Raw genomic sequence first — 26,282 nt, forward strand, 5'->3', positions numbered from 1 at the left:
AATGACCACTCAGTCCACCCTGCAGTCCGTGCCTGCCCTGGGTACGCACCCGGCCTCCGGCTCCAACCCGAGCCGGGCCGAGACCCGGGAGCAGCTCTCCAAGGCGTCGTACGACCTTCTCGTGATCGGCGGCGGCATCCTGGGCATCTCCACCGCCTGGCACGCCGCGCAGTCCGGCCTCAGGGTGGCCGTGGTCGACGCCGGCGACTTCGCCGGCGCCACCTCCTCAGCCTCCTCCAAGCTGCTCCACGGCGGACTGCGCTACCTGCAGACCGGCGCGGTGAAGCTGGTGGCGGAGAACCACTTCGAGCGCCGTGCGGTCTCCCGCCAGGTGGCCCCCCACCTGGCGAACCCGCTCACCTTCTACCTCCCCGTGTACAAGGGCGGGCCGCACGGCGCGGCGAAGCTCGGGGCCGGCGTCTTCGCGTACTCGGCGCTGTCCGCCTTCGGTGACGGCGTCGGCCACCTGCTCTCCCCGGCCAAGGCCGCGCAGGACGTGCCGGAGCTGCGCACCGACAACCTCAAGGCCGTGGCCGTGTACGGCGACGACCAGATGAACGACGCCCGCATGGCGCTGATGACCGTCCGCGCGGCGGTCGACTCCGGCGCGGTCGTCCTCAACCACGCCGAGGTCACCGGCCTGCGCTTCACCAAGGGCCGGGTGACCGGCGCGGAGCTGAAGGACCGGCTGACCGGCGACGAGTTCGGGGTGAACGCGCGCCTGGTGCTCAACGCCACCGGGCCCTGGGTCGACCACCTGCGCCGCATGGAGGACCCGGCGGCCGCGCCGTCCATCCGCCTGTCCAAGGGCGCGCACCTGGTGCTCAAGCGCACCGCGCCCTGGAAGGCCGCGCTGGCCACCCCGATCGACAAGTACCGGATCACCTTCGCCCTCCCCTGGGAGGACATGCTGCTGCTCGGCACGACCGACGAGGAGTTCGAGGGCGACCCGGCGGACGTCGCGGTCAACGACAAGGACATAGCCCAGATCCTCGACGAGGCCGCGTTCTCCATCCGCGACCAGCAGCTCGACCGGGACCTGATCACGTACTCCTTCGCGGGTCTGCGGGTGCTGCCCGGCGGTCCGGGTGACACCGCCAAGGCCAAGCGCGAGACGGTCGTCACCGAGGGCCGGGGCGGCATGCTGTCCGTGGCCGGCGGCAAGTGGACCACCTTCCGCCACATCGGCCGCACGGTGATGAAGAAGCTGGAGGCGCTGCCGGGCCACCCGCTGGGCGAGGACTTCGAGCCCATCGCCTCGCTGCCGAAGAAGCTGCCGCTGCCCGGTGTCGCCAACCCGCGCGCGGTCGCCCACCGGCTGCTGGTCGACGGTCCGGCGCCCGGCCCGCGTATGGCCGCGGACACCGCGCGGCACCTGGCGACCCACTACGGTTCGCTGGCCTTCGACATCGCCCGGCTGGCCAACGAGAACCCGGAACTGGCCGGGCGGGTCCACCCGGACGCCCCGGAGATCTGGGCGCAGGTCGTGTGGGCCCGAGACAACGAGTGGGCCGAGACGGCGGACGACGTACTGCGCCGCCGGACCACGCTGACCATCCGCGGCCTGGCCACCGACGACGTCCGCGCGAAGGTCCAGGGCCTGCTCGACGGGAAGTAGGCCGACGCTCTCCGGGCAGGCCAGGAGGGTGTCCGGCCCCCTCTCGCGGGGCAGTGATCCGTTCACTGCCCCGTGCGAGGGGGCTGCGGGCGGCCCCTCCGCACGCCGTAAGGTTGGGGGGTACGCGAGGGCACGTCGGAAGGAGGCGCTGGGTGATCGAGCTCGAGGGGGTTCCCGAGCTGGTCGACCCGGTCATGGTGGCCGCGTTCGAGGGCTGGAACGATGCCGGCGACGCCGCCTCCACCGCGGTCGCGCATCTCGACAGGGAATGGAAGGGCGAGGTCTTCGCGGCGCTGGACGCCGAGGACTACTACGACTTCCAGGTCAACCGTCCCACCGTCTTCATGGAGGACGGCGTCCGCAAGGTCACCTGGCCGACGACCAGACTCTCGGTGGTGCGGATCGGCGGCGACAAGCCGCGCGACCTCGTCCTCGTCCGCGGCATCGAACCGTCCATGCGCTGGCGCTCGTTCTGCAACGAACTGCTCGGCTTCGCCCACGAACTGGGCGTCGAGCTGGTGGTCGTCCTGGGCGCCCTGCTGGGCGACACCCCGCACACCCGTCCGGTGCCGATCAGCGGGACCACGTCGGACGCCGACCTGGCCCGGCGCATGGACCTGGAGGAGACCAAGTACGAGGGGCCGACCGGCATCGTCGGCATCCTCCAGGAGGCGTGCGCCCACGCGGGCGTACCGGCCGTGTCGCTGTGGGCCGCGGTGCCGCACTACGTGTCGCAGCCGCCCAACCCGAAGGCGACGCTGGCCCTGCTGAACCGGCTGGAGGACCTGATCGGGGTGCGCGTCCCGCTGGGCGAGCTGGCCGAGGACGCCCGCGCCTGGCAGACCGGCGTGGACCAGCTGGCCGCCGAGGACAGCGAGGTCGCCGAGTACGTGCAGTCGCTGGAGGAGGCCCGGGACACCGCGGAGCTGCCGGAGGCCTCGGGCGAGGCCATCGCCCGCGAGTTCGAGCGGTATCTGCGGCGCCGGGACGGCTCCGGGACGGGCGGACCGGGCGGGCACGCCACGGCGGACGGCGGCGACGGGCCGCCCGGCACGCCGTTCCTGCGGGACAACCCCAGCGGCCGGACCCGCCCGCCGCGGCCGCCGAAGGCGACCGGGGACGATGAGGAGTCGTCGGAGGACTGAGCGGGTTCACCGATGTCGGACGGGGGCGCTTCCCGGCGGAAGCGCCCCCGTTCCGCGTCCGTGCGCGGGTGTGCTGCGGCTGTGCGGCTGCCTACAGGGCCACGCCCATCAGGGCGTCCACCGCGCGGGAGACGACGCCGGGCGCGCCCTCGTCCGTGCCGCCGCTCTCCTGCTGACGGGCGGCCCAGCGGTCGACGGCGTCGAGCGCGGCCGGCGAGTCCAGGTCGTTCGCGAGGGCGGCGCGGATCTCCTCGACGAGCGCCTCGGCGGGCGGGCCGTCGGGCCGGGACACGGCGGCGCGCCAGCGGTCCAGCCGGGCGACGGCGTCCCGCAGCACCTGGTCGGTCCACTCCCAGTCGGCCCGGTAGTGGTGGGCGAGCAGCGACAGCCGGATGGCGGCGGGGTCGACGCCGTCGCGGCGCAGCGCCGACACGAAGACCAGGTTGCCCTTGGACTTGGACATCTTCTCGCCGTCGAGACCGACCATGCCGGCGTGGACGTACGCCTTGGCCATGGGGAACTCGCCGGTGAGGGCCTGGGCGTGCGAGGCGCCCATCTCGTGGTGCGGGAAGGCGAGGTCGGAGCCGCCGCCCTGGACGTCGAAGCCCATGCCGAGGTGGTCGAGGGCGATGGCCACGCACTCGATGTGCCAGCCGGGGCGCCCTCGGCCGAGGGACGCGCCGTCCCAGCTGGGCTCCCCTTCACGCGCCGCCATCCACAGCATCGGGTCGAGCGGGTTCTTCTTGCCCGGCCGGTCCGGGTCGCCGCCCCGTTCGGCCGAGAGCAGCCGCATGGCGGCGGCGTCGAGGTGGGAGACGCCGCCGAAGTGCGGGTCGGCCTCCACGGAGAAGTAGGTGTCGCCCTCCAGCTCGTAGGCGGCGCCGGCGTCGCGCAGCCGCTCGACGAGCGGGACGATGCCGGGTATGGCCTCGACGGCGCCTATGTAATGCCGCGGCGGAAGCATCCGCAGTGCCGTCATGTCCTCGCGGAAGAGGGCGGTCTCCTTCTCGGCGAGGGCGGTCCAGTCGACGTCGTCGCGCACGGCACGCTCCAGGAGCGGGTCGTCGACGTCGGTGACGTTCTGGACGTAGTGCACCTGTCGCTTGGTGTCGAGCCACACGCGCTGGACGAGGTCGAACGCGTTGTAGGTCGCCGCGTGCCCCATATGGGTCGCGTCGTACGGCGTGATGCCGCAGACGTAGATGCGGGCGACGGGACCGGGGGCGAGGGTCACCAGGTCTCCGGTCGCGGTGTCGTGGATCCTCAGGTCGCGGCCCTGACCGGGCAGGACGGGGACCTCGGAAGCGGGCCAGGCATGCATGTCATGAGCGTAACCGGACGGATGTTCCGTACACGAACCGGACCGGGCCGGTTGGCCGGTAAGGCGCTCTTGCGCCGGACCGGCCCTCGTGCTTCCGCGGCACCGGGTTGCCTAGACCGGCGGCCAGGGGATGGCCGGCCACTCGCCGCCGGGTTCGGGGTGTTTCCCGGAGGCCAGCAGGGTGTCGACCCGCGCGCGCGTGGCGTCGAGTTCGGCGGGGGTGATGAGGCCGCCGAGTCTGAGCGCCAGGGCGCCGCCGTCCTTGAGGGCCTCTCTGAGGGCGTCCAGGGCCGCCAGGGCCTCCCCGGTGAGCGGGTCGCCCGCCCAGCCCCACAGCAGGGTGCGCAGCTTGTTCTCGGCGTGGAAGGTGACCCCGTGGTCGATGCCGTACAGCCGCTCGCCGTCGGCGGGCAGCAGGTGCCCGCCCTTGCGGTCGGCGTTGTTGATCACGGCGTCCAGTACGGCGAGCCTGCGCAACCGCTCGTCGTCGGCGTGCACGAGCAGCGCGGTGCGGCCCTCGCCGACCTCGGCCAGGGCGATCCCCTTCCAGCCGGGGCCGGGGTCCTCCTCGTCCACCAGGGCGAGCAGTTCCGCCTCCGGCACCGCCTCGATCCACAGCTGGACCATGCCCTCGCCGTAGGGCCCCTCGCGCAGCACGGTGGGCGGGACCAGGCCCCAGCCGGTGGCCTCGGACACCTCGTAGGCGGCGACCTCGCGCTGGGCGAGGGTGCCGTCGGGGAAGTCCCACAGGGGCCGCTCGCCCGCGACCGGCTTGTAGATGCAGGCCGCCTCGCGCCCCTCGTGCGTCACGGTGCAGTACAGCGCGGCGTTGGAGGCCTCACGGATGCGCCCGCGCACGGTCAGTTCACCCAGGGCGAGCAGCTCGGCCGGGGCCGCGTCGGTGGTCACGCTCCGCGGCGGTATCCGTTCTGGCGCGGACATACGTGTCCTTCCGGGTCGAGCGGGAGACTGCACAGGGGGCACGGCGGGCGGCCGGCGTTGACGACGTCGAGGGCGCGCTTGGCGAAGGCCCTGGCCTGGGCGCCGGTGAGGCGGACCCGCAGCATCGGGGGGCCGTTCTCCTCGTCCTGGAGGAGCCGTTCCTCGGCCTCCGCCAGGTCCTCCTCGGACTCGGCCTCCAGCTCCACCAGGGCCTGCGCCTCGACGATCATGCGCTGGTCCTCGCCGTCCCAGGCCAGCGCCATGGTGCCGACCCGGAACTCCTCCTCGACGGGGGTGTCGAGCGGCGCGGTGTCGGACGGCTCGGTGGGGGCCACTGCGGGGACGACGGTGCTGCCGCCGCTGCGTCGCACGACCTCGTCGAGCAGTTCGTCCATGCGCTCGGCGAGGGCGGCGACCTGGGTCTTCTCCAGCGCCACGCTGGTCACCCGGGAGCCTGCGGTGGCCTGGAGGAAGAACGTACGGCGCCCGGGCAGCCCGACCGTGCCGGCCACGAAACGTTCCGGTTGGTCGTAGAGGAACACCTGACGGGACACGTCCTGTCTCCATGGGAGTCGGGGAAAGCGGAAGATCGGGGGCACTGCCGCGACCGGTTCACCCTACTGCGGCGGACGATCACGGTGCGCCCGCACCACCCCCGACCGGGGCCTGGTCGTCCGGCGGCGTCTGCTGCGGGGCCAGGGAGGCGAAGTCGCCGGTGTCACCGAGGCGGACCAGGAACGGCCGCAGGCGCGTGTAGCGGATCGCGGTGACGGAGCAGGGCTCGACGGAGATCCGCTGGAAGAGGTCGAGATGCAGGCCGAGCGCCTCGGCGACCAGGGACTTGATGATGTCGCCGTGCGAGCACATGAGGTAGACGGCGTCGGCGCCGTGGTCGCGCTCCACGCGCGCGTTCCACTCGCGTACCGCCTCGGCGGCGCGGGTCTGCATCGCGCGCATCGACTCGCCGCCGGGGAAGGCCGCGGCGGACGGGTGCGACTGCACCACCTCCATGAGGGGCTCGTCCTTGAGTTCGGCGAGCTTGCGGCCGGACCAGTCGCCGTAGTGGCACTCGCCGATGCGTTCGTCGGTGTGCGCCCGCAGACCGGGCCGGGCGTCGAGCAGCGGCCGGACCGTTTCCTGGCAGCGCTGGAGCGGGCTGGTGACGATCTCGGAGAGTGGCAGGCCGGCGATCCGCGCGGGCAGCGCGGCGGCCTGTGCGGCGCCGCGTTCGTCGAGGGCCACGCCGGGCGTCCACCCGGCGAGCAGCCCCTCGGTGTTGGCGGTGGAACGTCCGTGCCTAACCAGGATCAGCGTGGGCATGCGGCCAGGGTAGGCGTACGGCGCCGTGCAGGGGCGCCGGGGCGAAGGGAGAATGCGTTCGGTGATCGTCGACTGTGCCATCTACCGGGACGGGCACCGCACGGACGGGCCCGAGGACCTGTCCGACGCGCTCGGCGAGGCGCGGTCCGCGGGCGGCTTCGTCTGGATCGGGCTGCACGAGCCGACGGAGGCCGAGTTCGAGCTGGTCAGCCAGGAGTTCGGGTTGCACCCGCTGGCGGTGGAGGACGCGCTCAAGGCGCACCAGCGGCCCAAGCTGGAGGTGTACGACGACTCGCTCTTCGCCGTCCTGAAGCCGGTGGTGTACGAGCCGGACAGCGACGCCGTCTCCAGCGGCGAACTGATGATCTTCCTCGGGGACGCGTTCGCGGTCGTGGTCCGGCACGGCGAGGGTTCCCCGCTGAAGGCCGTGCGGCAGCGTCTGGAGCACGAGCCCCAGCTGCTCGGCAAGGGGCCCACGGCGGTGCTGTACGCGATCGCGGACGCGACCGTGGACCACTACCTGGACGTGGCGGTAGAGCTCCAGAACGACCTGGAGGAGCTGGAGGCCGAGGTCTTCTCGCCGGACGGTGGCGGCTCGCGGCACACGGCTTCCAGGATCTACAACTTCAAGCGGCAGATCCTGGAGTTCCGGCGGGCGACCGGCCCGCTGGCACCGCCGCTGGCCCGGCTGGCCGGGACGGGCGCGTTCGGCGCCGGGGTGCCGTTCGTGAACGACCGGGCGCGGCCGTTCTTCCGGGACGTGAGCGACCACCTCACGCGCGTGAACGAGTCGGTGGAGAACCTGGACCGGCTCGTCTCGGACATCCTGTCGGCGCATCTGGCGCAGATGAGCGTCCGGCAGAACGACGACATGCGGAAGATCTCCGCGTGGGCCGCCATGGCCGCGGTCCCCACGATGATCGCGGGGATCTACGGCATGAACTTCGACCACATGCCGGAACTGCACTGGGTCGGGGGCTACCCGGCGGTGATCCTGCTGATGGCCGTCCTGGAGGTGCTGCTGTTCCGGCAGTTCAAGCGCCGGGGCTGGCTCTAGGGGGGTGTCCCAGTGGCTCAGGCGATCTCGGGGGCCGGGGTGGCCGGGCCGCCGAGCGCGTCGCGGCGGTCGGGGGTCCGCAGCCGCACCATGCGGCGCCAGCCGGCCAGCCGCTCGTAGGCGTACGTCGCGTGGATGCCGGCCGCGAGCAGCGCCGACCTGCCGCGGGACCAGCCCAGGACGCGCCCCATGCGGGCCATCACGGCGAGGCTGACGTCCCGGTGGACGCGGATCTCGGCCAGCGCGCACTCGCGCAGGGCGCGCCGGATGTACGCGCCGTGCCCGTCGGCGGTGTAGCGCAGCAGTTCCTCGTGGGAGTAGGCGAGGTGATTGTCCTCGTCGGCGGAGATCATGCGGACGGCCCGGCCCAGGTCCGGGTCGTCGCCGAAGTGCTTGAGGAGCATCGCCATCTGCTCGGCCGCGCGCTGCTCGGTGACCCTGCTGTGCGCGAGGTAGGTGATGACGTCCCGCACGGTGAGGGGCTGGTCGGCCTTGAGCTTCTCGTGGGCGAGGCCAATGCCGTGCCGCTCCAGCAGCATGGTGTAGTCGGTCTCGGGGGGTACCGCCACGGGTTCGAGGCCGCGCTTCTTCAGCAGGGCGTTGAAGATCCGGCCGTGCTTGTCCTCGTCGGCCCCGTGCCGGGTGATCTTGGGGGCGAGGCCGCGCTCGCTCTCCGGCACCAGCGCGGCGATGCGCGCGTTCTCCCAGCCGCCCTGCGACTCACCGCTGGCAGCGATGGAGCAGAAGAGACGGAACGACTCGTCGTTGTCGAGGATCTCCTGGAACAGGCTCTTCGCCGAAAGCATCGGTGGCACCCTTCTGCCGCTGCAAGGTCCGCAGGTTCCGCACACTCCGCGAATCGAGTCAAGTGCGGAAGCGGGGACTCGGCAACAGGTGCGGCGGGCAACTCCGCCGAAAGAAGGACCAGCGGGGTCACGGGGACGCGTAACCACCGGCGCGCGGAAGCGTTGTTCCCCGTGACGGCCGTGGCGGGGAAGACCCCCGAGCCCCCACCACGGCCGCAGAACCTGCCCGAGGGTCACTCCAGTCCGGCGCGCTCCAGGGCCTCGGTGCCGGCGCGGAGCGCGGCGAGGCGCTCGTCCAGGGTGAAGCCCGCGGGGGCGAGCGTCAGGGTGGTGACACCGGCCGCGGCGTAGGCCTTCATCCGGTCCGCGATCCGGTCGACGGAGCCGAGCAGGGTCGTCTGGTCGATCAGCTCGTGCGGCACGGCCGCGGCGGCGCCCTGCTTGTCGCCGGACAGGTACTTGTCCTGGATCTCGGCGGCCTCCCGCTCGTAGCCCATGCGCTGGGCGAGCTGGTTGTAGAAGTTCTGCTTGCGGCTGCCCATGCCGCCGACGTAGAGCGCGGTGTAGGGACGGAAGGTGTCGGCGAGCGTGGTGACGTCCTTGTCCTCGCCGAGGGCGAGCGGCAGGGTCGGGCAGACGTCGAAGCCGTCGAGGGTCAGGCCTGCCTTCTCGCGCCCGGCGCGCAGGTGCTTGACGGCGGTCTCCTCCAGGTGGTCGGCGGAGGGGAAGATGAGCAGGGCGCCGTCGGCGATCTCGCCGGTCTGCTCCAGGTTCTTGGGGCCGATGGCGGCGATGTAGAGCGGGATGTGCTCGCGCTGCGGGTGCACGGTCAGCTTGATCGGCTTGCCGGGGCCGCCGGGCAGCGGCAGCGTCCAGTGCTGCCCCTCGTACGACAGCCGCTCGCGCGTCATCGCCCTGCGCACGATCTCCACGTACTCGCGGGTGCGGGCCAGCGGCTTGTCGAACTTGACGCCGTACCAGCCCTCGGAGACCTGCGGTCCGGAGACGCCGAGGCCGAGGCGGAAGCGGCCCTGGGAGAGGGAGTCCAGGGTGGCGGCGGTCATCGCCGTCATCGCGGGCTGGCGGGCCGGGATCTGGAAGATGGCCGAGCCCACGTCGATGCGCTCGGTCTGGGCGGCGACCCAGGTGAGCACGGTGGCCGCGTCGGAGCCGTAGGCCTCGGCGGCCCAGCACACGGCGTATCCGAGCCGGTCGGCCTCCTTGGCCACGGCCAGGTTGTCCGCGTCCATTCCGGCACCCCAGTAGCCGAGGTTGATCCCGAGCTGCATGGCCGATTCCCCTTACCCATCAGTAACGTCGCTGGTGTCCCGACCTTAGCGCGCGGAAATCGGTTGTCCACAGGCCCCCACAGCGCAAGCCGTGGCCAGTAATGTCGCCGTTCATGGAGCAGAGGCATCTCGGCCGCACCGGCCTGCGCGTGTCCCGCATCGGTCTCGGCACCCTGACCTGGGGCCGGGGCACGGACGAGCACGACGCCGCGGACCTCTTGAAGACGTTCTGGGAAGCGGGCGGCACTCTCGTCGACACGGCGGACGTGTACGGCGACGGGGAGTCGGAGTACCTGCTCGGCCGTCTCATGGAGGGCCTGGTGCCGCGCCGGGACCTGGTGATCTCGACGAAGGCGGGCAGCGTGCCCGATCCCGACCGCCGCTTCGACGGTTCGCGCGGCCACCTGCTCTCCGCGCTGGACGCCTCGCTCGCCCGCCTCGGCACCGACCACGTCGACGTGTGGCACCTGCACGCCTTCGACCCGCACACCCCGCTGGAGGAGACCCTGCACGCACTGGACGTGGCGGTGAGCAGCGGCCGCGCCCGGTACGCGGGGGTCTCCAACTTCTGCGGCTGGCAGCTCGCCAAGGCCGCGACCTGGCAGCTGGCGGCGCCCGGCGTACGGAGCCGGGTGGCGAGCACGCAGATGGAGTACTCCCTGCTGCAGCGGGGCGTCGAGCGTGAGGTGCTGCCGGCCGCCCTGGACATGGGCGTCGGCCTGCTGCCCTCGTCGCCGCTGGGCCGGGGGGTCCTGACCGGCAAGTACCGCAAGGACGCCACGCCCCCGGACTCGCGGGGCGCCTCGGAGCAGCTGGCGCCGTTCGTCGCGCCCTACCTCGACGACACGGCCGGGCACATCGTGGACGCGGTGGCGACGGCGGCCGACGGGCTGGCGGTGACCCCGCTCCAGGTGGCGCTGGCCTGGATCCGCGACCGGCCGGGCGTGGTCGCGCCGATCATCGGACCGCGCAACGCGCAGCAGCTCACGGCGGCGTTGTCAGTGGAGGCCCTTAGTCTTCCTGACGAGATCTGCCGGGCGCTCGACGACGTGTCGGCGCCGGTGCACCGCTATCCCGATCACGACTGGAGCACGCTGTGAGCACGGAGCCCGAGCCCGCCCCCGAGGACACCGCAGAATCAGTGGACCCCGGGCCGGGAACGCCGGGCTCCGCGGACGCCGCCGGGACCGGCGGGGAGGGGGGCGACGCGGCCACCCCGGCGGCGCAGGTGTCCGAGACCGAGGCCGAGCTGGCCGCTCAGCGGGTCGAGCGGGAGCGGATCGAGCGGCGGAGGGCGGAGAAGCGGGGGCCGATCGAGGCCGGGGGGAAGCTCAGCGGCACGGCGGCCGATCTGCTGGCCGCCGTGCGGGCCGTGGAGGGCGGCGAGAAGCCCGCGGCCACCGTCTTCGGCGACCCCGGTCCGGCCCGCCGCCCCGCCCCGGAGCCGGTGCGGCCGTCCCGGCCCGTGTCCGCCGAACCGTCCGCCGCGCTCGCGGGCCCCCCGCCGGAGACCGTCGAGGCGGTCCGGCGCGTGCTGGCCGAGGGCGGCGCCCCGGAGGCGCTCGCCCCGCAGACCGCCGCCGTCCTCGGCGAGGGGGCGGCGGAGGGCCTGCGCGCGGACCCCTGGCAGCTGCTCCGGGTCGGCGGGGTGCGGCCCGAGCAGGCCGACGGGTTCGCCCGCGCGCTGCTCGGCGCGGAGTGCGGCCCGGAGGACGAGCGGCGCGGCCGTGCCGTCACCGTCTGGCTGCTGGAGCAGGCGGCGCTGGCCGGGCACACCGCCCTGGAGCCGGCGCGCCTCACCGCCACGCTGGCCCAGCGGGGCGTGCCGGATCCCGACGCGGCCGTGCAGAGCACGCTGGCCGAGGGCGAGGCGCTGGCCTTCCAGGACGCCCTGGACGAGCCCGGCGCCCGCCCGGAACGCGCGGCGGGCGGCGCGGAGGGCTCGGGCGAGGGGGGCGAGGGGGCGGACGAACGCCCGGTCCGTGTCCTGATCGGTCTGGAGCGGTACGCGCTCGCCGAGGAGAGCCTGGCCGACGGTCTCGCCCGGCTCGTCAACGCGGCGCCGAAGCAGGACGGTTCGGCCGCGGACTGGGAGCGGGCCGCCGACTCGGCGCAGGGGTCCGCCGCCGAGCTGATCCGCGCCGTCGCGGGCCACGGGCTGGTCCTGCACACCGGCGGGGAGGCCTCCCTGGCCGAACCGGCGGCCCTGCTGCACGCCGCGCAGGCCCTGGGGCTGCGTGCCTGGGCCGCCGCGCCGGGCTCGCTCGGCCGCGACCGCTTCGCCGCGCTGCTGGACTCCGCGGCCGCGGAGGGGCCGGCGGTCGTCACCCTGGCCGGGTTGCTGGCCGGTGCCGAGGGGCCGGGGCGGGACGCCGACGGTGCGGTGGACCTGGATCTGCTGGTGGTCCTCGACGCACCGCAGCTGGACGTCGAGGCGGGCGCGCTGCTGGCGGAGTCACTGCCGGACGGGGCTCGGCTGGTGCTCGCCGGGGACCCGTCGGTGCTCGGCTCGGTGGGGCCCGGCCGGGTCTTCGCGGACCTGCTGGCGGCGGGGATCTGCCCGCAGATCGCCTCACGGCTCCCGGACCCGGGCCCGCTGGGCGAACTCGTCTCCGGCATCGGCATCGGCGAGCTGGGCCAGGTGGAGGCGCCCGGCAAGGAGGTCGTGATCGTGCCGGTGCGGGAGGCGGGCGAGGCCGTGCACCGCACCGTCCAGCTCGTCGCGGACTCGGTGCCGCGCGCGATCGGCGTGCCCGCCGAGGAGACCCAGGTGATCACGCCGGGCCACGGCGGCGCGGCGGGTACCCGGGCGCTCAACGCGGCGCTGAAGGAACGGCTGAATCCCGGCCCCGGCCGCTTCGGCGGCTTCGACCCCGGCGACCGTGTCGCCTACTCCCCCGCGCCGGGCCGTACGCTGCCCGGCCGCGTGGTGAAGGCCGACGCCGACGGACTGCACCTGTCGTGCGGAGGCGGGGACGTGGTCGTCCCGAAGGACCGGGTCGAGGGATCCGTGCGGCACGGGTGGGCCCTCACCGCGCACCAGGCGGTGGGCGGCCGGTGGCCCGCGGTGGTCGTAGTGCTGCCCGGCGACGCCGCGCAGGCCCTCAGCCGCCCCTGGGTCTACACGGCCTTCGGCCGGGCCGCCCGGCACCTCTCCGTGGTGCACGGCGTGGAGCAGGCGCTGCCCCGCGCCGTGGCCGAGGTCCCGGCCAAGCCCCGCACCACCCGGCTGCCGGCGCTGCTCGCGCCGCAGGTCCCGACGGCCGGCTGACCCCGGGCACCGGCCCCTGGAGCGCTCCCGGGGACCGGCCGCTCAGCGCCCCGCGGTCGGACGCGCCGGTTCGGTGTCCTCGTCCGGGCCGAGGTCGTCGTCCAGGTCCGTGTCGAGGTCCTCGTCCAGCTCCCCCGCCCCGACGTCGCCGCTCTCGTCCGCGTCCGCCTCGTCATCGTCATCGTCATCGTCGAGACCGTCGTCGAATTCGTCGTCGAAGACCGCGCTGACGTCGAAGCGGCAGACGACCAGTTGCGGGTCGGCCTGGTCGAACGGGGCCTCCAGCCACTCGCCGGGGTCGGCGGTCTCGTCCGCGGCCGTCACCCAGAGCGTGGAGTCGCCCTCCTCCAGTCCGAACTCCTTGTGCCGGGAGGCGATCTCGTCCGGCTCGAACTCGCCGAAGAGCAGGCCCAGCGCTCCGTGCACCGTGCCGGAGGCCTCCGCGCCCACGCCCTCTTCGTCCGCCGCCTCGACCCGCCGGGCCTGGGCCATCAGACGCTGCGGCTCGGCCACCGAGTAGTCGCGGCGGATCAGCACGCTGAGCGCGCTGGGCTCCTCGGGGCCCGTGTACGGCGGCATCGAGTCCCCGGTGCCGGGGATCTCGAAGGGAGTGACCTCGTCGTACCGGTCGTAGAGCAGTTCGTCGTACGCCTCCGCGGCCGCGGCCAGCTGGTTGAACGCGTCGTAGACGGCCGGGTCGTCCTCCCCCGACCGGCGTTCGACCGCGGCCAGGTGGCGGTCGAGCGCGGTCTTGACGGCCTCGGCGGCGGCGCGTACCTCGGCAGCGGTGGGCTGCGCAGCATCAGACATAGTGCAGACGCTATCCGTACCGGGCCCCAGCCCGCACAATAGATTCGATGCCGGAATACGAATTTGTCGATGTGTACGTGCCGCGCGGGGTCACCCGCAAGGAGACGACACGCCTGCTGACGGAACATGCCGAGTACGGACACTGGGAGTTGTACCGACTGACCCTGTTGCGCGACGGCAGCCGCAAGGTGCGGCTGCGGCGGCGGATCATCCGCCAGGTACGCGCCACCTGGTGAGCCGCAGACGGGCCCCGCCGACGCGGGGCCCGCTCCGCGTACCGCACCGCCCGGGTCAGGCCGAGGCGCGCGCCTTGCGGTAGAGCACCGTGCCCGCGAGCAGCGCTCCCGCGCCCACCGGCAGGGTGAGGCCCAGCGGCAGGCCGCTGCCGGTCTCGGCGAGGCGGGCGTCGCCGTGCGGCTGGGCGGCGTTCCGGGTACCGGAACCGTCCTCGTCCGGGGAGCCGCCCGGGGTCCCGCCGTCCGGACCGTCGGGGCCGTCCGAGCCCGGCGGGGTGTCCGGGTTCTCGGGGTTGCCCGGGTCACCGGGGTTGCCCGGGTCACCGGGATCGCCGGGATCGCCCGGGTTACCCGGGTCACCAGGGTTGCCCGGGTCACCGGGGTCGCCCGGGGGCGTCTTGTGGCCGCCGCCCCCGTTGCCGCAGTCGTTGCCGGTGGCCGGGTTGAGGACACCGACGACGTCGACGCTGTTGCCGCACACGTTCACCGGAACGTGCACCGGCACCTCGACGTGGTTGCCGGACGCGACGCCCGGCGATTTCTTGGCGTGACCGCCGGCGTGCGAGCCCCCGCGCGAGCCGTCCCGGTCGCGGGAGTCGCCGTATCCGCCCGAGCCCCCGGAGGCGCCGCCGCCCCGGTTGGCGCACGAGTTGCCCATCGCCGGATTGAGGACGCCGACGACGTCGACCGTGTTGCCGCACACGTTGACCGGAATGTGCACCGGTACCTGCACGGTGTTGCCGGACAGTACGCCGGGCGAACCCGAACTCGAGCCGTGCGCCCCCGAGTCGGCGTGGGCGGCGCCGCCCGCGGCGGCGATCACACCGGTGGCCGCCGCCATCGTCATCAGGCCCTTGCGGGTGACCTGTCGCATTTCCTGGATCCCTGCCTTGCCCTAGTCCCGTGGTACGGAGAACGCCGGGAAATCCGGCGTTGCCATCGCTCCCCCGCCTCGAAGGCCGATCAGAAGTCCGTCGGCCCCGGAGCGCATGGCGCGCGCTCCGGGGCCGGCGGACTCAGACCCTCATGGGGCGAGGCACAACGTCACTTGTTGACGCAGGCGTTGCCGAAGGCGGGGTTCAGCAGACCGATCACGGAAACCGTGTTGCCGCAGACGTTCACCGGGACGTGCACGGGAACCTGGACGACGTTGCCGGAAAGGACACCGGGCGAGTGCACGGCGGCACCCTGCGCACCGGAGTCGGCGACGGCCATGCCCGCGCCCGCGAGAACCAGACCACCGGTGGCTGCCGCGGCGGCGACGACCTTCTTGAGCATTGTTCCTCCTAGTTGGAAAACGCGATCCCAGCTTGCTGATCGCATCACCTGTAACGAGGAGGAAGTAATGAGGCTACGAGCTTATGAGCGCATTCACTCGTCCCGGTCGACGTCCGCACGCGCGGACGAATACCGGCGCGTGCGGAGCCCGTTGACCCGAGAGGGCGCGGTTCAGGAGGCGTCGATGAAGCGGTCGAGCACCCGTACGCCGAACTGGAGTCCCTCCACCGGCACCCGCTCGTCCACCCCGTGGAACATGCCCGCGAAGTCCAGCTCCGGCGGCAGCTTGAGCGGCGCGAAACCGAACCCCCGGATGCCCAGGTCGTCGAAGGACTTCGCGTCCGTGCCGCCGGAGAGCATGTAGGGGATCGCCTTCGCGGCCGGGTCCTCGGCCACCAGCGCGGACTGCATCGCCTCGACGAGCGCTCCGTCGAAGGTCGTCTCGACGGCCTTGTCGGCGTGCACGTCCTCGCGCAGCACCTTCGGTCCGAGGATCCGGTCGAGGTCGGCGAGGAACTCCTCCTCGTGCCCGGGCAGGAACCGCCCGTCGACGTGCGCGGTGGCCGCGCCCGGAATGACGTTGACCTTGTAGCCGGCCCCCAGCTGCGTGGGGTTGGCGGTGTTGCGCAGGGTCGCGCCGATGAGCTTGGCGATGCCGCCGAGCCTGGCGAGCGTGGCCTCCATGTCGTCCGCGTCGAGTTCGATGCCCATCGCGTCGCCCAGTTCGTCGAGGAACGCCCGGGTCGTCTTGGTCACGCGGATCGGGAACTGGTGCCGGCCGAGGCGCGCAACGGCCTCCGACAGCTCGGTGATCGCGTTGTCGCGGTGGATCATCGACCCGTGCCCGGCGGTACCGGCCACGGTCAGCTTCATCCAGTGCATGCCCTTCTCGGCCGTCTGGATCAGGTAGAGGCGGCGCTGCTCGCTCACTGTGAAGGAGAAGCCGCCCACCTCGCTGATCGCCTCGGTGACGCCCTCGAAGAGGTCGGGGTGGTTGTCGACCAGGTGCCGGGCGCCGTAGGTGCCGCCGGCCTCCTCGTCGGCGAGGAAGGCCAGCACGATGTCGCGCGGCGGCTTGCGTCCGCTGCGCAGCCGGTCGCGGACGACCGCGAGGGTCATCGCGTCCATGTCCTTCATGTCGACGGCACCGCGGCCCCACACGCAGCCGTCGGCGACCTCGCCGGAGAAGGGGTGGTGGGTCCAGTCGTCCGCGTTGGCCGGAACGACGTCGGTGTGCCCGTGGATGAGCAGAGCGGGCCGGGACGGGTCCTCGCCCTCGATCCGGGCCACCGTGGAGGCTCGTCCGGGGTGGGATTCGAAGATCCGCGGTTCGAGCCCCACCTCCGCGAGCTTCTCCGCGACGTACTCGGCGGCCTTGCGCTCGCCCGGCCCCGAGTGGTCGCCGTAGTTGCTGGTGTCGATCCGGATCAGCTCGCGGCAGAGGTCGACGACCTCGTCCTCGCCGGTGACGCTCCTGGCCGTGCCCGAGTCGCTCACGTGGTTCCTCCCGCTGTCGCTGCTGGTGGGTCCCTGCTGGTGGGTCGCTCTCATCCTCTCTCTCCGGACGCCCGTGCCCAAGAAGGGGGGTGATCGGCCACCCCGGAAAGCCTGGTAATGTTTACGTCGTCGCCGCGGGCAACGCCCCGCGCGGCAGACACCTTGTCCGGGTGGCGGAATGGCAGACGCGCTAGCTTGAGGTGCTAGTGCCCTTTATCGGGCGTGGGGGTTCAAGTCCCCCCTCGGACACCAGCTGAAACCCCTGCTGAGCAGGGGTTTTCTGCTTTTCCTCTACAGTGGTCGCCATGACCACCCCTTCCTGCCCCTGCGGGCGGTCCGAGGCGTACGAGAAGTGCTGCGGGCGTTTCCATGCCGGGGCCGCCGCCCCGACCGCCGAGGCCCTGATGCGCTCGCGCTACAGCGCCTTCGTGAAGGGCGACGCCGGGTACCTGCTGCGGACCTGGCACCCGAGGACCCGGCCCGCGCGCCTGGACCTGGGCCCGGGGACGCGGTGGACCGGCCTGGAGATCCTGGACGCGACGGGCGGGTCGGCCTTCCACACCACCGGGACGGTCACCTTCCGCGCCTCGCACCGCGGCGGCTCGCTGCACGAGCGGAGCCGCTTCGAGCGGGTGGACGGGGCATGGGTGTACGTGGACGGGGAGTTCCTCGACTGACGCCCGTCCGGCACTCAGGGTGCCAGGATGTCCAGTTCCTGCAGCGCGCCGACGGTGATCTCCCGGGTCAGCCGCTCGGCGCGCTCGGCGTCCCGGGCCCGTACCGCCTCGGCGACCTGGACGTGCAGGGTGACGGCGGCCGGGTCGGGGTCCTCGAACATCACGTCGTGATGGGTGCGGCCGGCCAGGACCTCGGCGACGACGCCGCCGAGGCGGGCGAACATCTCGTTGCCCGAGGCGGTGAGGATGACGCGGTGGAAAGCCACGTCGTGGAAGAGGTACTCCTCCAGCCGGTGCCCGCGCGAGTTGGCGACCATGCCGAGCGCGCACTCGGTCAGCTCGGCGCACTGCTCCGGCGTGGCGAGCCGTGCCGTCAGGCCCGCCGCGACCGGCTCGACCGCCGACCTCAGCACGGTCAGTGAGCGCAGCTGCCGGGGGCGTTCGGCACCGGCCAGGCGCCAGCGGATGACCTGCGGGTCGTAGACGTTCCACTCGCACTCGGGCAGGACGGTGACGCCCACGCGGCGGCGCGACTCGACCAGGTGCATGGACTCCAGGACCCGGACGGCCTCGCGCATCACGGAGCGCGACACCTCGAAGCGCTGCGCGAGTTCGTCCGTGCGCAAAACGCTGCCCGCGGGGTATTCGCCCGCTGTGATCGCGGGACCGAGGGTGTCCAGTACGCGGCCGTGCAGCCCCCGGCCCGGTGTGCTCATGCACTCAGCGTACGGGGCGCGTCACGGGAACAAAAAGTCAGACTTATATGTCACAGCCTCTTGAATTAGTCGTACCTAATGGGTTTCAGTTACGTCGACATCACGTGTCGACGAAGACAGCAGACAGCGAGAGTGCGATGCAGCGACTGCACACCCCCCATGTCGTCGTGGTCATGGGCGTAGCGGGCACCGGGAAGACCACCATCGGCCCCCTGCTCGCGGCCCGGCTCGGCGTCCCCTACGCCGAGGGCGACGACTTCCACCCGCCGGCCAACATCGCCAAGATGACGGCCGGCACCCCCCTGACGGACGAGGACCGCTGGCCGTGGCTGGACGCCATCGGCGACTGGGCCCACGGGCGTGCGGGACTCGGCGGGGTGGTGAGCAGTTCGGCGCTCAAGCGGTCGTACCGCGACCGGCTGCGGGACGCCGCTCCCGGTGTCGTCTTCGTGCATCTCACGGGCAGCCGTGAGCTGATCGAGGACCGGATGGCGCACCGGCAGGGCCACTTCATGCCGACGGCCCTGCTCGACTCCCAGTTCGCCACCCTCCAGCCGCTCCAGTCGGACGAGGCCGGGGTCGCGGTGGACGTCGCCGGTACGCCCGAGGAGATCGCCGAACGCGCGGCGAGCGCCCTGGGCGACCTGCCCGAGCCGGTCCAGTAACCCCCCGCACCGTCCCCCGAACCCCCATCACCGCAAGGAACCCACCGTGACCAGACTCAGCGTCGAGATGCTGGCAGCGGACACCGTCGAGCCGATCACCTCGGCCGGCCACGCCCAGCTGGGCATCGCCGTGCTCCTCGGCATCGCCGTCATCGTGCTGCTCATCACCAAGTTCAAGCTGCATGCCTTCCTGTCGCTGACCATCGGGTCACTCGCGCTCGGCGCGTTCGCCGGTGCGCCGCTGGACAAGGTCATCACCAGCTTCACCGCCGGGCTCGGCTCCACCGTCGCGGGCGTGGGCGTGCTGATCGCCCTCGGCGCGATCCTCGGCAAGATGCTCGCCGACTCCGGTGGCGCCGACCAGATCGTCGACACCATCCTCGCCAGGGCGACGCCTCGTTCGATGCCGTGGACGATGGTGCTGATCGCCTCGGTCATCGGACTGCCGCTCTTCTTCGAGGTCGGCATCGTGCTGCTGATCCCGGTCGTGCTGATGGTGGCCAAGCGCGGCAACTACTCGCTGATGCGGATCGGCATCCCGGCCCTCGCCGGTCTCTCCGTGATGCACGGCCTGGTCCCGCCGCACCCCGGCCCGCTGGTCGCGATCGACGCGCTCGGCGCCAACCTCGGTGTGACCCTCGCGCTGGGCGTGCTGATCGCCGTCCCGACGGTGATCATCGCCGGTCCGGTGTTCTCGAAGTACGCCGCCCGCTGGGTGGACGTGCCCGCTCCCGACCGGATGATCCCGACGCGCGCATCCGAGGACCTGGAGAAGCGCCCGGGCTTCGGCGCGACGCTGGCCACGATCCTGCTGCCGGTCGTGCTGATGCTGCTCAAGGCGCTCGTCGACATCATCGTCGACGACCCGGAGAACCTGGTGCAGCGCACCTTCGACGTCATCGGCAACCCGCTGATCGCCCTGCTGGTCTCCGTGATCGTCGGTATCTTCACGCTGCTGCGGCCCGCCGGCTTCGGCAAGGACCGGCTGTCGGGCCTGGTCGAGAAGGGCCTGGCGCCCATCGCCGGCATCCTGCTCATCGTCGGCGCGGGCGGCGGCTTCAAGCAGACGCTGATCGACTCCGACGTGGGCCAGATGATCCTGGAGATCTCCAAGGACTGGTCGATCCCGGCGCTGCTGCTGGCCTGGCTGATCGCGGTGGCGATCCGGCTGGCGACCGGTTCGGCGACGGTGGCGACGGTCTCGGCGGCCGGTCTGGTCGCGCCGCTCGCGGCCGACATGTCGACCACGCACGCCGCCCTGCTGGTCCTCGCCATCGGCGCCGGCTCGCTCTTCTTCAGCCACGTCAACGACGCCGGCTTCTGGCTGGTGAAGGAGTACTTCGGGCTGAGCGTCGGCCAGACCATCAAGACCTGGTCCGCCATGGAGACGATCATCTCGGTGGTCGCCGGAGCCCTGGTCCTGCTGTTGTCCCTGGCCATCTAGGCGCACACGACACCGGCAGGTCGGAAGCAGGAGTACGAGATGACGGCTCACCCCCTCTTCGACATCGGCGGGCGCACGGCCCTGGTGACCGGCTCCAGCCGGGGCATCGGGCTGGCCCTGGCCCGGGGCCTGGCCGAGGCGGGCTGCCGCGTGGTCCTCAACGGGCGCGACGGCGAACGCCTCACCGAGGCGGCCGCCGGCCTCCCGGGCGACGTGCACACGGCCGCCTTCGACGTGACCGACGGCCCGTCCGTGGCCGCCGGGATCGCACAGGTCGAGGAGCGGGTGGGCCAGCTCGACATCCTGGTCAACAACGCGGGCATGCAACTGCGGGCGCCGCTGCTGGAGTTCGCGGACGCCGACTGGCACCGCATCCTGGACACCAACCTCACCAGCGCCTTCCTGGTGGGCCGGGAGGCCGCGCGCCGGATGACGGAACGCGGCCACGGCAAGATCGTCAACATCTGCTCGCTGCAGAGCGAGGTGGTCCGCCCGGGCATCGCGCCCTACGCGGCAACCAAGGGCGCGCTGAAGATGCTCACCAAGGGCATGTGCGCCGACTGGGGCCCGCGCGGGGTCCAGGTCAACGGGCTCGGTCCCGGCTACATCGAGACCGAGCTGACCCGGCCCCTGGTCGAGGACGAGGAGTTCAGCGCCTGGGTGCGCGGGCGCACGCCCGCCGGGCGCTGGGGCACCACGGAGGATTTGGTGGGCGGGCTGCTGTTCCTCGTCTCGCCCGCCGCGGACTTCGTCGGCGGACAGGTGCTGTACGTCGACGGCGGCATGACGAGCGTGCTGTGAACGCCGGGGAGGCCGTCATGCGGGGTTGTGTGGTCCACGGCGCCGGTGACCTCCGGGTCGAGGAGCTGCCGGTCCCCCGTCCCGGTCCGGGCGAGGCACTGGTCGCCGTGGCATACGGCGGCGTGTGCGGCTCCGATCTGCACTACTGGCGGCACGGCGGGGTCGGCGACTTCCGGCTGCGCGAGCCGATGCTCCTCGGGCACGAGGTGGTCGGCACGGTGGTGGCGTACGGCTCCCCCGGCACGCCGGGCCCCGGGGTCGGTACGCCTGTCGCCGTGCACCCGGCGACCCCGTGCGGGGTGTGCCCGGAGTGCGTGGACGGGCGGCGCAACGTCTGCCGGGACACCCGCTATCTGGGCAGCGCGGCCCGCTTTCCGCACGTGCAGGGCGGCTTCGCGTCCCGGATCGCCGTCCCGGCCGCCCAGCTCCGGGCCCTCCCGTCCGGCCTCGACCCCCGGCGCGCCGCCCTCGCCGAACCCCTCGCCGTCGCCCTGCACGCCGTGGGCCGGGCCGGGGACCTGACCGGCCGGCACGTCCTGGTGACCGGCGCCGGGCCCATCGGCTGCCTGGTGGTCGCGGCGGCCAGGGCGGCGGGCGCGGCCCGCGTGACGGTGTCGGACCTGCTGCCGGCGGCCCTGGAGTACGCGCGGGCCGCGGGCGCCGACGTGCTGGTACGGGCCGACGACCCGGACCACGCCGGGTGGCCGGCCGAGGTGGACGCGGCGATCGAGGCGTCCGGAGCGGCCGCGGGCCTGGACGCCTGTCTGCGGCTGGTCCGGCGCGGCGGGGTGGTGGTCCAGCTCGGCATGCTGCCGCCGGGCCGGAGCCTCTTCGCGGGCAACCTGGTGGTGAGCCGGGAGATCGAGCTGCGCGGGGCCTTCCGCTTCGACGGTGAGTTCGACGCGGCGCTGGACCTGCTCGCCGCCGAGCCCGCGTTCGACGCGCTGGTCGGCGCGGTGGTCCCGGTGCGCGACGCGGAGTCGGCGTTCGAACTGGCCGCGGACCGGAGCCGGTCCTGCAAGGTGCTCCTCGACTTCGGGGCGGACCCGGCGCTCTGAGGCCCCGGGATCCGCCCGTCTCCTACGCCCTCGCCCGGGTCAGGAGGACGCCGCCTTGTCCAGCTGGAACGCCTCGTTTCCCTGCCCGATGCGGGCGTGCCGCTCGGGCGCCCGCGAGCGCAGCAGCAGTCCCTGCACCACTCCGGCGACGGCCGCGAGGCCGATGATGCCGGGCAGCACCCAGCTCAGGGCGGAGTCGGGACCGGCGCCGACCAGGACGTCGAAGTCCTTGACCGTGTACCCGGCGATCACCAGCAGGGCGACGCCCGCGACGGCGGAGGTGGCCAGCCGCACGCCCTGGGCGCCGGCGGCTCCGCGGCGTACGAAGAAGGCGACCACGGAGAACGAGGCGGTGGCCATCAGCAGGATCACGCCGAGGGCGCCGATGTTGCCGCCCCAGGTGAACAGGTGCAGCACGGGCTGGGTGGGGTCGCCGTTCGGCTTGTCGTCGGCGAGGGCGAACCCGGCCACGACGACCAGGGACACGGCGGTCTGGAGCAGCGAGCCGGTGCCCGGGGCGCCGCTGGAGCCGCTGGTCCGCCCGAAGGCGGCGGGCAGCAGTCCCTCGCGGCCCATGGCGAAGGCGTACCGGGCGACGACGTTGTGGAAGCTGAGCAGGGCGGCGAACATGCCGGTCACGAAGAGCACGTGCAGCACGTCGGTGAAGGTGGAGCCGAGCCGCGACTCGGTCAGGAAGAAGAGCAGTCCGGCGCTCTGCTCCTGGGCGGTACCGACGATCCTGTCCGGCCCGGTGGCGACGGTCAGCGCCCAGCTGCTGAGCGCGAAGAAGACGGCGACCCCGCCGACCGCCAGGAACATGACACGCGGGACCAGCACGTGCGGCCGGCTGGTCTCCTCGGCGTACACCGGCGCCTGCTCGAAGCCGAGGAAGGCGGCGATGCAGAAGCACAGGGCGGTGCCGACCCCGGCGCCGGTCAGGGTGTCCGGGTTGAAGGCGTGCAGCGAGAGCCCCTGCGGTCCCGGGTCGGCGACGGCGGCGATGTCGAAGACGACCACCAGGACCACTTCGATGAGCAGCAGGACGCCCAGGACGCGCGCGTTGACGTCGATCTTCAGCCAGCCCAGCGTGCCGACCGCGAGCACGGCCAGCAGCGCCGGGATCCACCAGGCGACGTCCAGGTCGGCGTAGGTGGCCAGGAGCCCGGAGACCTCGAAGCCGAAGATGCCGTAGATGCCGACCTGGAGCGCGTTGTAGGCGACCAGCGCGACCAGGGCGGCACCCGCGCCGGCGGTGCCGCCGAGGCCGCGGGAGATGTACGCGTAGAAGGCGCCCGCGTTGTGGACGTGCCGGCTCATCTCGGCGTACCCGACGCTGAAGAGGATCAGCACCACGCCGAGCAGCACGAAGAGCAGCGGCTGTCCCACGATGCCCATCACGGCGAAGGTGGTGGGCATGACGCCCGCGACCACCATGAGCGGGGCCGTGGCGGCGAGCACGGACAGCAGCAGCCCGCCCGTGCCCAGCCGGTCGGCGCGCAGCGCGCGCTCCTCGCCCTTGAAGGTGCTGATGGCGCCACCGTTCGCGGTCTGGGTCGTGCTCGAACTGCCCGTGGTCATCGGGGGACGTCCTTCTCTCGTCTGCGGGGGTGGTCAGGCCGTACCGAGCGCGCTCGCGCGGGCCGCGCGGAAGGCGGGTAACGGGTCGCGGTCGGGATACGACCAGGGGGCGGGCGTGACGTGCTCGCCGATGCGGTGGAAGAGGGCGGCGGCCTCGGCGCCCCGGCCCTCGCAGTACTTCGCGTGGGCGAGGAAGTTGAGGTCGATCAGCCGGCGCGGATGGCCGTCCTGCTCCCACTCGAGCCACCAGTCGAAGGCCGCCTTCATCACCAGGCGGGCGCGGCGCCCCGCCCAGTGGCCGGCCGCGTGCGGTTCGCGGGGCTCGTGCCCGGCGGCGGCGAGCACGCGGTAGCGCTCGGCGTGCGCGACGACCGGGAGGATGGCCAGCGGGGAGTCGGCGGGGGCCTGCTCGGCGGCCCAGTTGGCGAAGTCGTACACCTCGTGCAGCGGGTCGAGGCCGCCGTCGCCGCCGCGCTCGGCGAGCCGGGCGACCATCAGGTGGTGGGCGTGGTGGTGGTCGGCGTACCGCACGCGGACCTCGTCGAAGACCCGGACGACGTCCTCCTCGGCGCCCAGCGAGCGCTCCAGCATGAGGAGCCCGAGCCAGGGCGTGGGGTCGCCCGGCACCAGCGCGGCGGCGTCCCGGCAGGCTTCCCGGGCCCGGGAAGCCTTCTCCTCGCCCCGCAGGGCGCGATGGACCAGGGCGAGGGCGAGCAGCACCGACGCGTCGGCGGAGTCGGGTTCGGCGAGCAGCCACTCGCGGGCCCAGGGGGCGCAGTAGGGCTCCTTGGCCAGGACGGCCACCCGATGTCCCCGGCGGTCCCAGTCGTCACCCGTGTGGACCAGCAGGGACCGGACGGACTGCCAGCGCCCCTGGGCCAACGCGGCGCGGGCGGCTACGAGTTCGGCGTCGTCGAGGGCCTCGTCGAACGTCTGGGCCGCGCGTCTGCGGCCGCGGCCGAGGGGAGGCGGGGGTGGGGACACCGCGGGAAACTTCCTCACGCGACGCGGGGGGTCGTCGTAGCCGGACTGCCATGAACCGATCACGCACAGCAAACCGGCCGCCAAGGCTTGACGTCAAGAGGATTCCGTTCGTTACACGCGTCAACTCAGGTGCGGGCAGGGCAACTTGACCGGACCGCACCCCGAATGCCGCGCTCGCCCGGCGACCGGCCGCCGCCGACACTAGAGTCGGCGTCGACGCACCCGTGACCCGACTGACGATCGAGGTACGCAGCGTGTCGGTTCTGGTTCTGGTTCTCGCCGTGAGCGCCGCGTGCTGCCTGGGCTTCGGTTTCGTCCTCCAGCAGAACGCCGCGCAGCGCGCTCCACTGGGCGACTTCCTCTCGCCCCGCCTGCTGCTCGACCTGGTCCGGGTACCTCGCTGGCTGGCGGGCATGGGGCTGATGGCGGCCGGCATGGTGCTGGGCGCGATCGCGCTGGGCGGCGGCGAACTCACCCTCGTCGAGCCCCTCCTGGCGACCAACCTCCTCTTCGCCCTCGCGCTGTCCCGCCTCCAGACCCGGCAGCCGCTGGGCCCGCAGGGCTGGGCCGGCCTGGCGCTGCTCGCGGGCGGGGTGACGGCGTTCATCCTGGCGGGCGAGGTGCGCGGCGGCAGCGCGGTGAGCGACCCGTTGCGGCACTGGCTGATCATCGGCGTGATGCTGGGCGCGGCCCTCGTGCTCACGGCGTGCGCCGGACGCTTCCGGCTGACCTGGGGCCCGACCCTGCTGGCCCTGGCCGCCGGGCTGCTCTACGGGGTGCAGGACGCGCTGACGCGGGTCAGCGGACGCCGCTTCTCCGCGGGCGGCCTCGCGGAACTGCTGACGGGCTGGCAGCCGTACGTGGTCGTAATCCTCGGCGTCACCGGCCTGGTCCTGGTCCAGAGCGCCTTCGAGACGGCGCCGCTGCGCAGGTCACTGCCCGCGCTGACGGCCGCCCAGCCGCTCGCGGGCATCGCCTGCGGGGTCGGTTTCCTCGGCGACCGCCTGCGCACCGACACCGCGGCGCTGGCCTGGGAGGCGGGCGGGCTCACGGCCGTGGTGGCCGGCATCGTGCTGCTGGGCATGCATCCGGCGATGCCGCAGGGCACGGGCGAGAGCGGGCGCGAACGGGCCCTGCAGCGGCGCTGACCCGCCGCTGCTTGGATGGTCGGCATGAGCGCTGCTGACGAGATCCTCGACATCGTCGACGAGCACGACCACGTCGTCGGACAGGCCCGGCGGGGCGACGCGTACGCACGTGGACTGCGCCATCGCTGCGTGTTCGTGTGGGCCCGGGACGCGGAGGGCCGGGTCTTCGTGCACCGCCGCACGGCGACGAAGCTGGTGTTCCCCTCCCAGTACGACATGTTCGTCGGCGGGGTGGTGGGCGCGGGCGAGTCCTACGACGACGCGGCGCTGCGGGAGGCGGAGGAGGAACTGGGGGTCACCGGGCTGCCGCGCCCTCGGTTCCTCTTCAAGTTCCTGTACGACGACGGCGCCGGGCGGGCCTGGTGGTCGGCGGTGTACGAGGTGCGCTGCGAGGGCCCGGTCTCTCCCCAGGTGGAGGAGGTGGCCTGGCACGGGTTCCTGCCGGAAGCGGAGCTGGAACGGCGGCTCGGGGAGTGGGAGTGGGTGCCGGACGGTCTGTCGGCGTACACGCGGCTGCGGGCCTGGCGGGGGGGACGCGGCAGGGGGCGGGGGGCGGGGGCGGGCGGGGGGGGGTGAGGCGGGGGCGGGGCCGGCGGCCCCGGGGGGCCCCCCGGGGGGGGG

Annotated in this window: 26 protein-coding genes and 1 tRNA gene; 14 read left to right on the forward strand and 13 right to left on the reverse strand. The window is 73.0% G+C overall.

Annotated features, from left to right (window positions below; all coding sequences use genetic code 11):
* Nucleotide 1 precedes the first annotated feature (1 nt).
* Both DMH12_RS17920 and parJ read left to right on the forward strand, forming a co-directional pair.
* The gene (locus DMH12_RS17920) at nt 2-1,618 is read left to right on the forward strand and encodes a glycerol-3-phosphate dehydrogenase/oxidase (protein ID WP_125492587.1); all 1,617 of its coding nucleotides are present in this window, start codon (nt 2-4) and stop codon (nt 1,616-1,618) included.
* Nucleotides 1,619-1,770: 152 nt separating this feature from the next.
* On the forward strand, nt 1,771-2,763 hold the full coding sequence (gene parJ / locus DMH12_RS17925; protein ID WP_125492588.1) for a filament polymerization regulator ParJ: 993 nt from the start codon (nt 1,771-1,773) through the stop codon (nt 2,761-2,763).
* Between the two features lie 91 nt (nt 2,764-2,854).
* On the opposite strand, the gene mshC is transcribed toward parJ, so the two are convergent.
* The 4 genes from mshC to DMH12_RS17945 form a co-directional block, all read right to left on the reverse strand.
* Complete coding sequence (mshC, locus tag DMH12_RS17930; RefSeq protein WP_125492589.1) at nt 2,855-4,084, reverse strand: cysteine--1-D-myo-inosityl 2-amino-2-deoxy-alpha-D-glucopyranoside ligase; 1,230 nt, start codon at nt 4,082-4,084, stop codon at nt 2,855-2,857.
* 111 nt (nt 4,085-4,195) lie between these two features.
* Nucleotides 4,196-5,026, reverse strand: a complete 831-nt coding sequence (locus DMH12_RS17935; protein ID WP_185832383.1) for an SCO1664 family protein — start codon at nt 5,024-5,026, stop codon at nt 4,196-4,198.
* The gene (locus DMH12_RS17940) at nt 4,990-5,580 is read right to left on the reverse strand and encodes a DUF3090 domain-containing protein (protein ID WP_122617332.1); all 591 of its coding nucleotides are present in this window, start codon (nt 5,578-5,580) and stop codon (nt 4,990-4,992) included. The genes DMH12_RS17935 and DMH12_RS17940 overlap by 37 nt, the downstream gene beginning before the upstream one ends.
* A 79-nt stretch (nt 5,581-5,659) precedes the next feature.
* The gene (locus DMH12_RS17945) at nt 5,660-6,346 is read right to left on the reverse strand and encodes a histidine phosphatase family protein (protein ID WP_125492591.1); all 687 of its coding nucleotides are present in this window, start codon (nt 6,344-6,346) and stop codon (nt 5,660-5,662) included.
* A gap of 61 nt (nt 6,347-6,407) precedes the next feature.
* Between DMH12_RS17945 and corA the strand changes: the two genes are divergently transcribed.
* The gene (gene corA / locus DMH12_RS17950; RefSeq protein WP_185832384.1) at nt 6,408-7,403 is read left to right on the forward strand and encodes a magnesium/cobalt transporter CorA; all 996 of its coding nucleotides are present in this window, start codon (nt 6,408-6,410) and stop codon (nt 7,401-7,403) included.
* A gap of 17 nt (nt 7,404-7,420) precedes the next feature.
* Here the strand turns inward: corA and DMH12_RS17955 are convergent, their stop codons facing one another.
* Both DMH12_RS17955 and DMH12_RS17960 read right to left on the reverse strand, forming a co-directional pair.
* On the reverse strand, nt 7,421-8,209 hold the full coding sequence (locus tag DMH12_RS17955; RefSeq protein WP_125492593.1) for a ferritin-like domain-containing protein: 789 nt from the start codon (nt 8,207-8,209) through the stop codon (nt 7,421-7,423).
* 233 nt (nt 8,210-8,442) lie between these two features.
* Complete coding sequence (locus DMH12_RS17960; RefSeq protein WP_125492594.1) at nt 8,443-9,498, reverse strand: LLM class F420-dependent oxidoreductase; 1,056 nt, start codon at nt 9,496-9,498, stop codon at nt 8,443-8,445.
* A 113-nt stretch (nt 9,499-9,611) separates the two neighbouring features.
* Between DMH12_RS17960 and DMH12_RS17965 the strand changes: the two genes are divergently transcribed.
* Both DMH12_RS17965 and DMH12_RS17970 read left to right on the forward strand, forming a co-directional pair.
* The gene (locus DMH12_RS17965) at nt 9,612-10,598 is read left to right on the forward strand and encodes an aldo/keto reductase (protein WP_125492595.1); all 987 of its coding nucleotides are present in this window, start codon (nt 9,612-9,614) and stop codon (nt 10,596-10,598) included.
* Nucleotides 10,595-12,769: a helix-hairpin-helix domain-containing protein gene (locus tag DMH12_RS17970; protein ID WP_125492596.1), complete on the forward strand. Its 2,175-nt coding sequence runs from the start codon at nt 10,595-10,597 to the stop codon at nt 12,767-12,769. Before DMH12_RS17965 ends, DMH12_RS17970 begins: the two co-directional genes overlap by 4 nt.
* A gap of 42 nt (nt 12,770-12,811) precedes the next feature.
* On the opposite strand, the gene DMH12_RS17975 is transcribed toward DMH12_RS17970, so the two are convergent.
* Nucleotides 12,812-13,579 (reverse strand): hypothetical protein, encoded by a 768-nt coding sequence (locus DMH12_RS17975; RefSeq protein WP_125492597.1) that lies wholly within the window; start codon nt 13,577-13,579, stop codon nt 12,812-12,814.
* Between the two features lie 47 nt (nt 13,580-13,626).
* On the opposite strand from DMH12_RS17975, the gene DMH12_RS17980 reads away from it, so the two are divergent.
* Nucleotides 13,627-13,815 (forward strand): DUF5703 family protein, encoded by a 189-nt coding sequence (locus tag DMH12_RS17980; protein WP_122617339.1) that lies wholly within the window; start codon nt 13,627-13,629, stop codon nt 13,813-13,815.
* A gap of 55 nt (nt 13,816-13,870) precedes the next feature.
* Here DMH12_RS17980 and DMH12_RS40260 read toward each other — a convergent pair whose 3' ends face one another.
* The 3 genes from DMH12_RS40260 to DMH12_RS17995 all read right to left on the reverse strand — a co-directional run bounded on the left by DMH12_RS40260 (nt 13,871) and on the right by DMH12_RS17995 (nt 16,590).
* A complete protein-coding gene (locus DMH12_RS40260; protein WP_125492598.1) occupies nt 13,871-14,689 on the reverse strand; it encodes a chaplin in 819 nt (272 codons plus the stop codon).
* Nucleotides 14,690-14,859: 170 nt separating this feature from the next.
* Nucleotides 14,860-15,093, reverse strand: coding sequence for a chaplin ChpH (chpH, locus tag DMH12_RS17990; RefSeq protein WP_122617341.1), 234 nt, complete (start codon nt 15,091-15,093; stop codon nt 14,860-14,862).
* A gap of 171 nt (nt 15,094-15,264) precedes the next feature.
* The gene (locus tag DMH12_RS17995) at nt 15,265-16,590 is read right to left on the reverse strand and encodes a M20/M25/M40 family metallo-hydrolase (RefSeq protein ID WP_125492608.1); all 1,326 of its coding nucleotides are present in this window, start codon (nt 16,588-16,590) and stop codon (nt 15,265-15,267) included.
* A 164-nt stretch (nt 16,591-16,754) separates the two neighbouring features.
* Here DMH12_RS17995 and DMH12_RS18000 point away from each other — a divergent pair.
* Nucleotides 16,755-16,842 (forward strand) — tRNA-Leu (locus DMH12_RS18000).
* Nucleotides 16,843-16,895: 53 nt separating this feature from the next.
* Entirely contained in the window at nt 16,896-17,267 is a 372-nt protein-coding gene (locus DMH12_RS18005) for a YchJ family protein (RefSeq protein ID WP_125492599.1), read from the forward strand.
* 14 nt (nt 17,268-17,281) lie between these two features.
* Here the strand turns inward: DMH12_RS18005 and DMH12_RS18010 are convergent, their stop codons facing one another.
* Complete coding sequence (locus DMH12_RS18010; RefSeq protein ID WP_122617343.1) at nt 17,282-17,983, reverse strand: FadR/GntR family transcriptional regulator; 702 nt, start codon at nt 17,981-17,983, stop codon at nt 17,282-17,284.
* A gap of 137 nt (nt 17,984-18,120) precedes the next feature.
* Here DMH12_RS18010 and DMH12_RS18015 point away from each other — a divergent pair, with 137 nt between their 5' ends.
* From DMH12_RS18015 to DMH12_RS18030, 4 genes are read left to right on the forward strand one after another with little or no spacing between them, the layout of a single operon-like run.
* A complete protein-coding gene (locus DMH12_RS18015) occupies nt 18,121-18,648 on the forward strand; it encodes a gluconokinase (protein ID WP_125492600.1) in 528 nt (175 codons plus the stop codon).
* A 46-nt stretch (nt 18,649-18,694) separates the two neighbouring features.
* The gene (locus DMH12_RS18020; RefSeq protein ID WP_125492601.1) at nt 18,695-20,092 is read left to right on the forward strand and encodes a GntP family permease; all 1,398 of its coding nucleotides are present in this window, start codon (nt 18,695-18,697) and stop codon (nt 20,090-20,092) included.
* Nucleotides 20,093-20,131: 39 nt separating this feature from the next.
* On the forward strand, nt 20,132-20,893 hold the full coding sequence (locus tag DMH12_RS18025; RefSeq protein ID WP_125492602.1) for an SDR family oxidoreductase: 762 nt from the start codon (nt 20,132-20,134) through the stop codon (nt 20,891-20,893).
* A 17-nt stretch (nt 20,894-20,910) separates the two neighbouring features.
* Nucleotides 20,911-21,951: an L-idonate 5-dehydrogenase gene (locus tag DMH12_RS18030; RefSeq protein WP_185832385.1), complete on the forward strand. Its 1,041-nt coding sequence runs from the start codon at nt 20,911-20,913 to the stop codon at nt 21,949-21,951.
* Between the two features lie 39 nt (nt 21,952-21,990).
* Here DMH12_RS18030 and DMH12_RS18035 read toward each other — a convergent pair whose 3' ends face one another.
* Together DMH12_RS18035 and DMH12_RS18040 are read right to left on the reverse strand one after the other, a co-directional pair.
* Nucleotides 21,991-23,529 carry an APC family permease gene (locus DMH12_RS18035; RefSeq protein ID WP_125492604.1) on the reverse strand — a complete coding sequence of 513 codons (1,539 nt, stop codon included), beginning with the start codon at nt 23,527-23,529 and terminating at the stop codon, nt 21,991-21,993.
* A 33-nt stretch (nt 23,530-23,562) separates the two neighbouring features.
* A complete protein-coding gene (locus tag DMH12_RS18040) occupies nt 23,563-24,513 on the reverse strand; it encodes a hypothetical protein (protein WP_185832386.1) in 951 nt (316 codons plus the stop codon).
* 254 nt (nt 24,514-24,767) lie between these two features.
* On the opposite strand from DMH12_RS18040, the gene DMH12_RS18045 reads away from it, so the two are divergent.
* Together DMH12_RS18045 and DMH12_RS18050 are read left to right on the forward strand one after the other, a co-directional pair.
* Nucleotides 24,768-25,661 (forward strand): DMT family transporter, encoded by an 894-nt coding sequence (locus DMH12_RS18045; protein WP_125492605.1) that lies wholly within the window; start codon nt 24,768-24,770, stop codon nt 25,659-25,661.
* A gap of 24 nt (nt 25,662-25,685) precedes the next feature.
* On the forward strand, nt 25,686-26,237 hold the full coding sequence (locus DMH12_RS18050; RefSeq protein WP_185832387.1) for an NUDIX hydrolase: 552 nt from the start codon (nt 25,686-25,688) through the stop codon (nt 26,235-26,237).
* The last annotated feature ends 45 nt before the right edge of the window (nt 26,238-26,282 follow it).

Source organism: Streptomyces sp. WAC 04229 (assembly GCF_003947455.1).
Classification (GTDB): Bacteria; Actinomycetota; Actinomycetes; order Streptomycetales; family Streptomycetaceae; genus Streptomyces.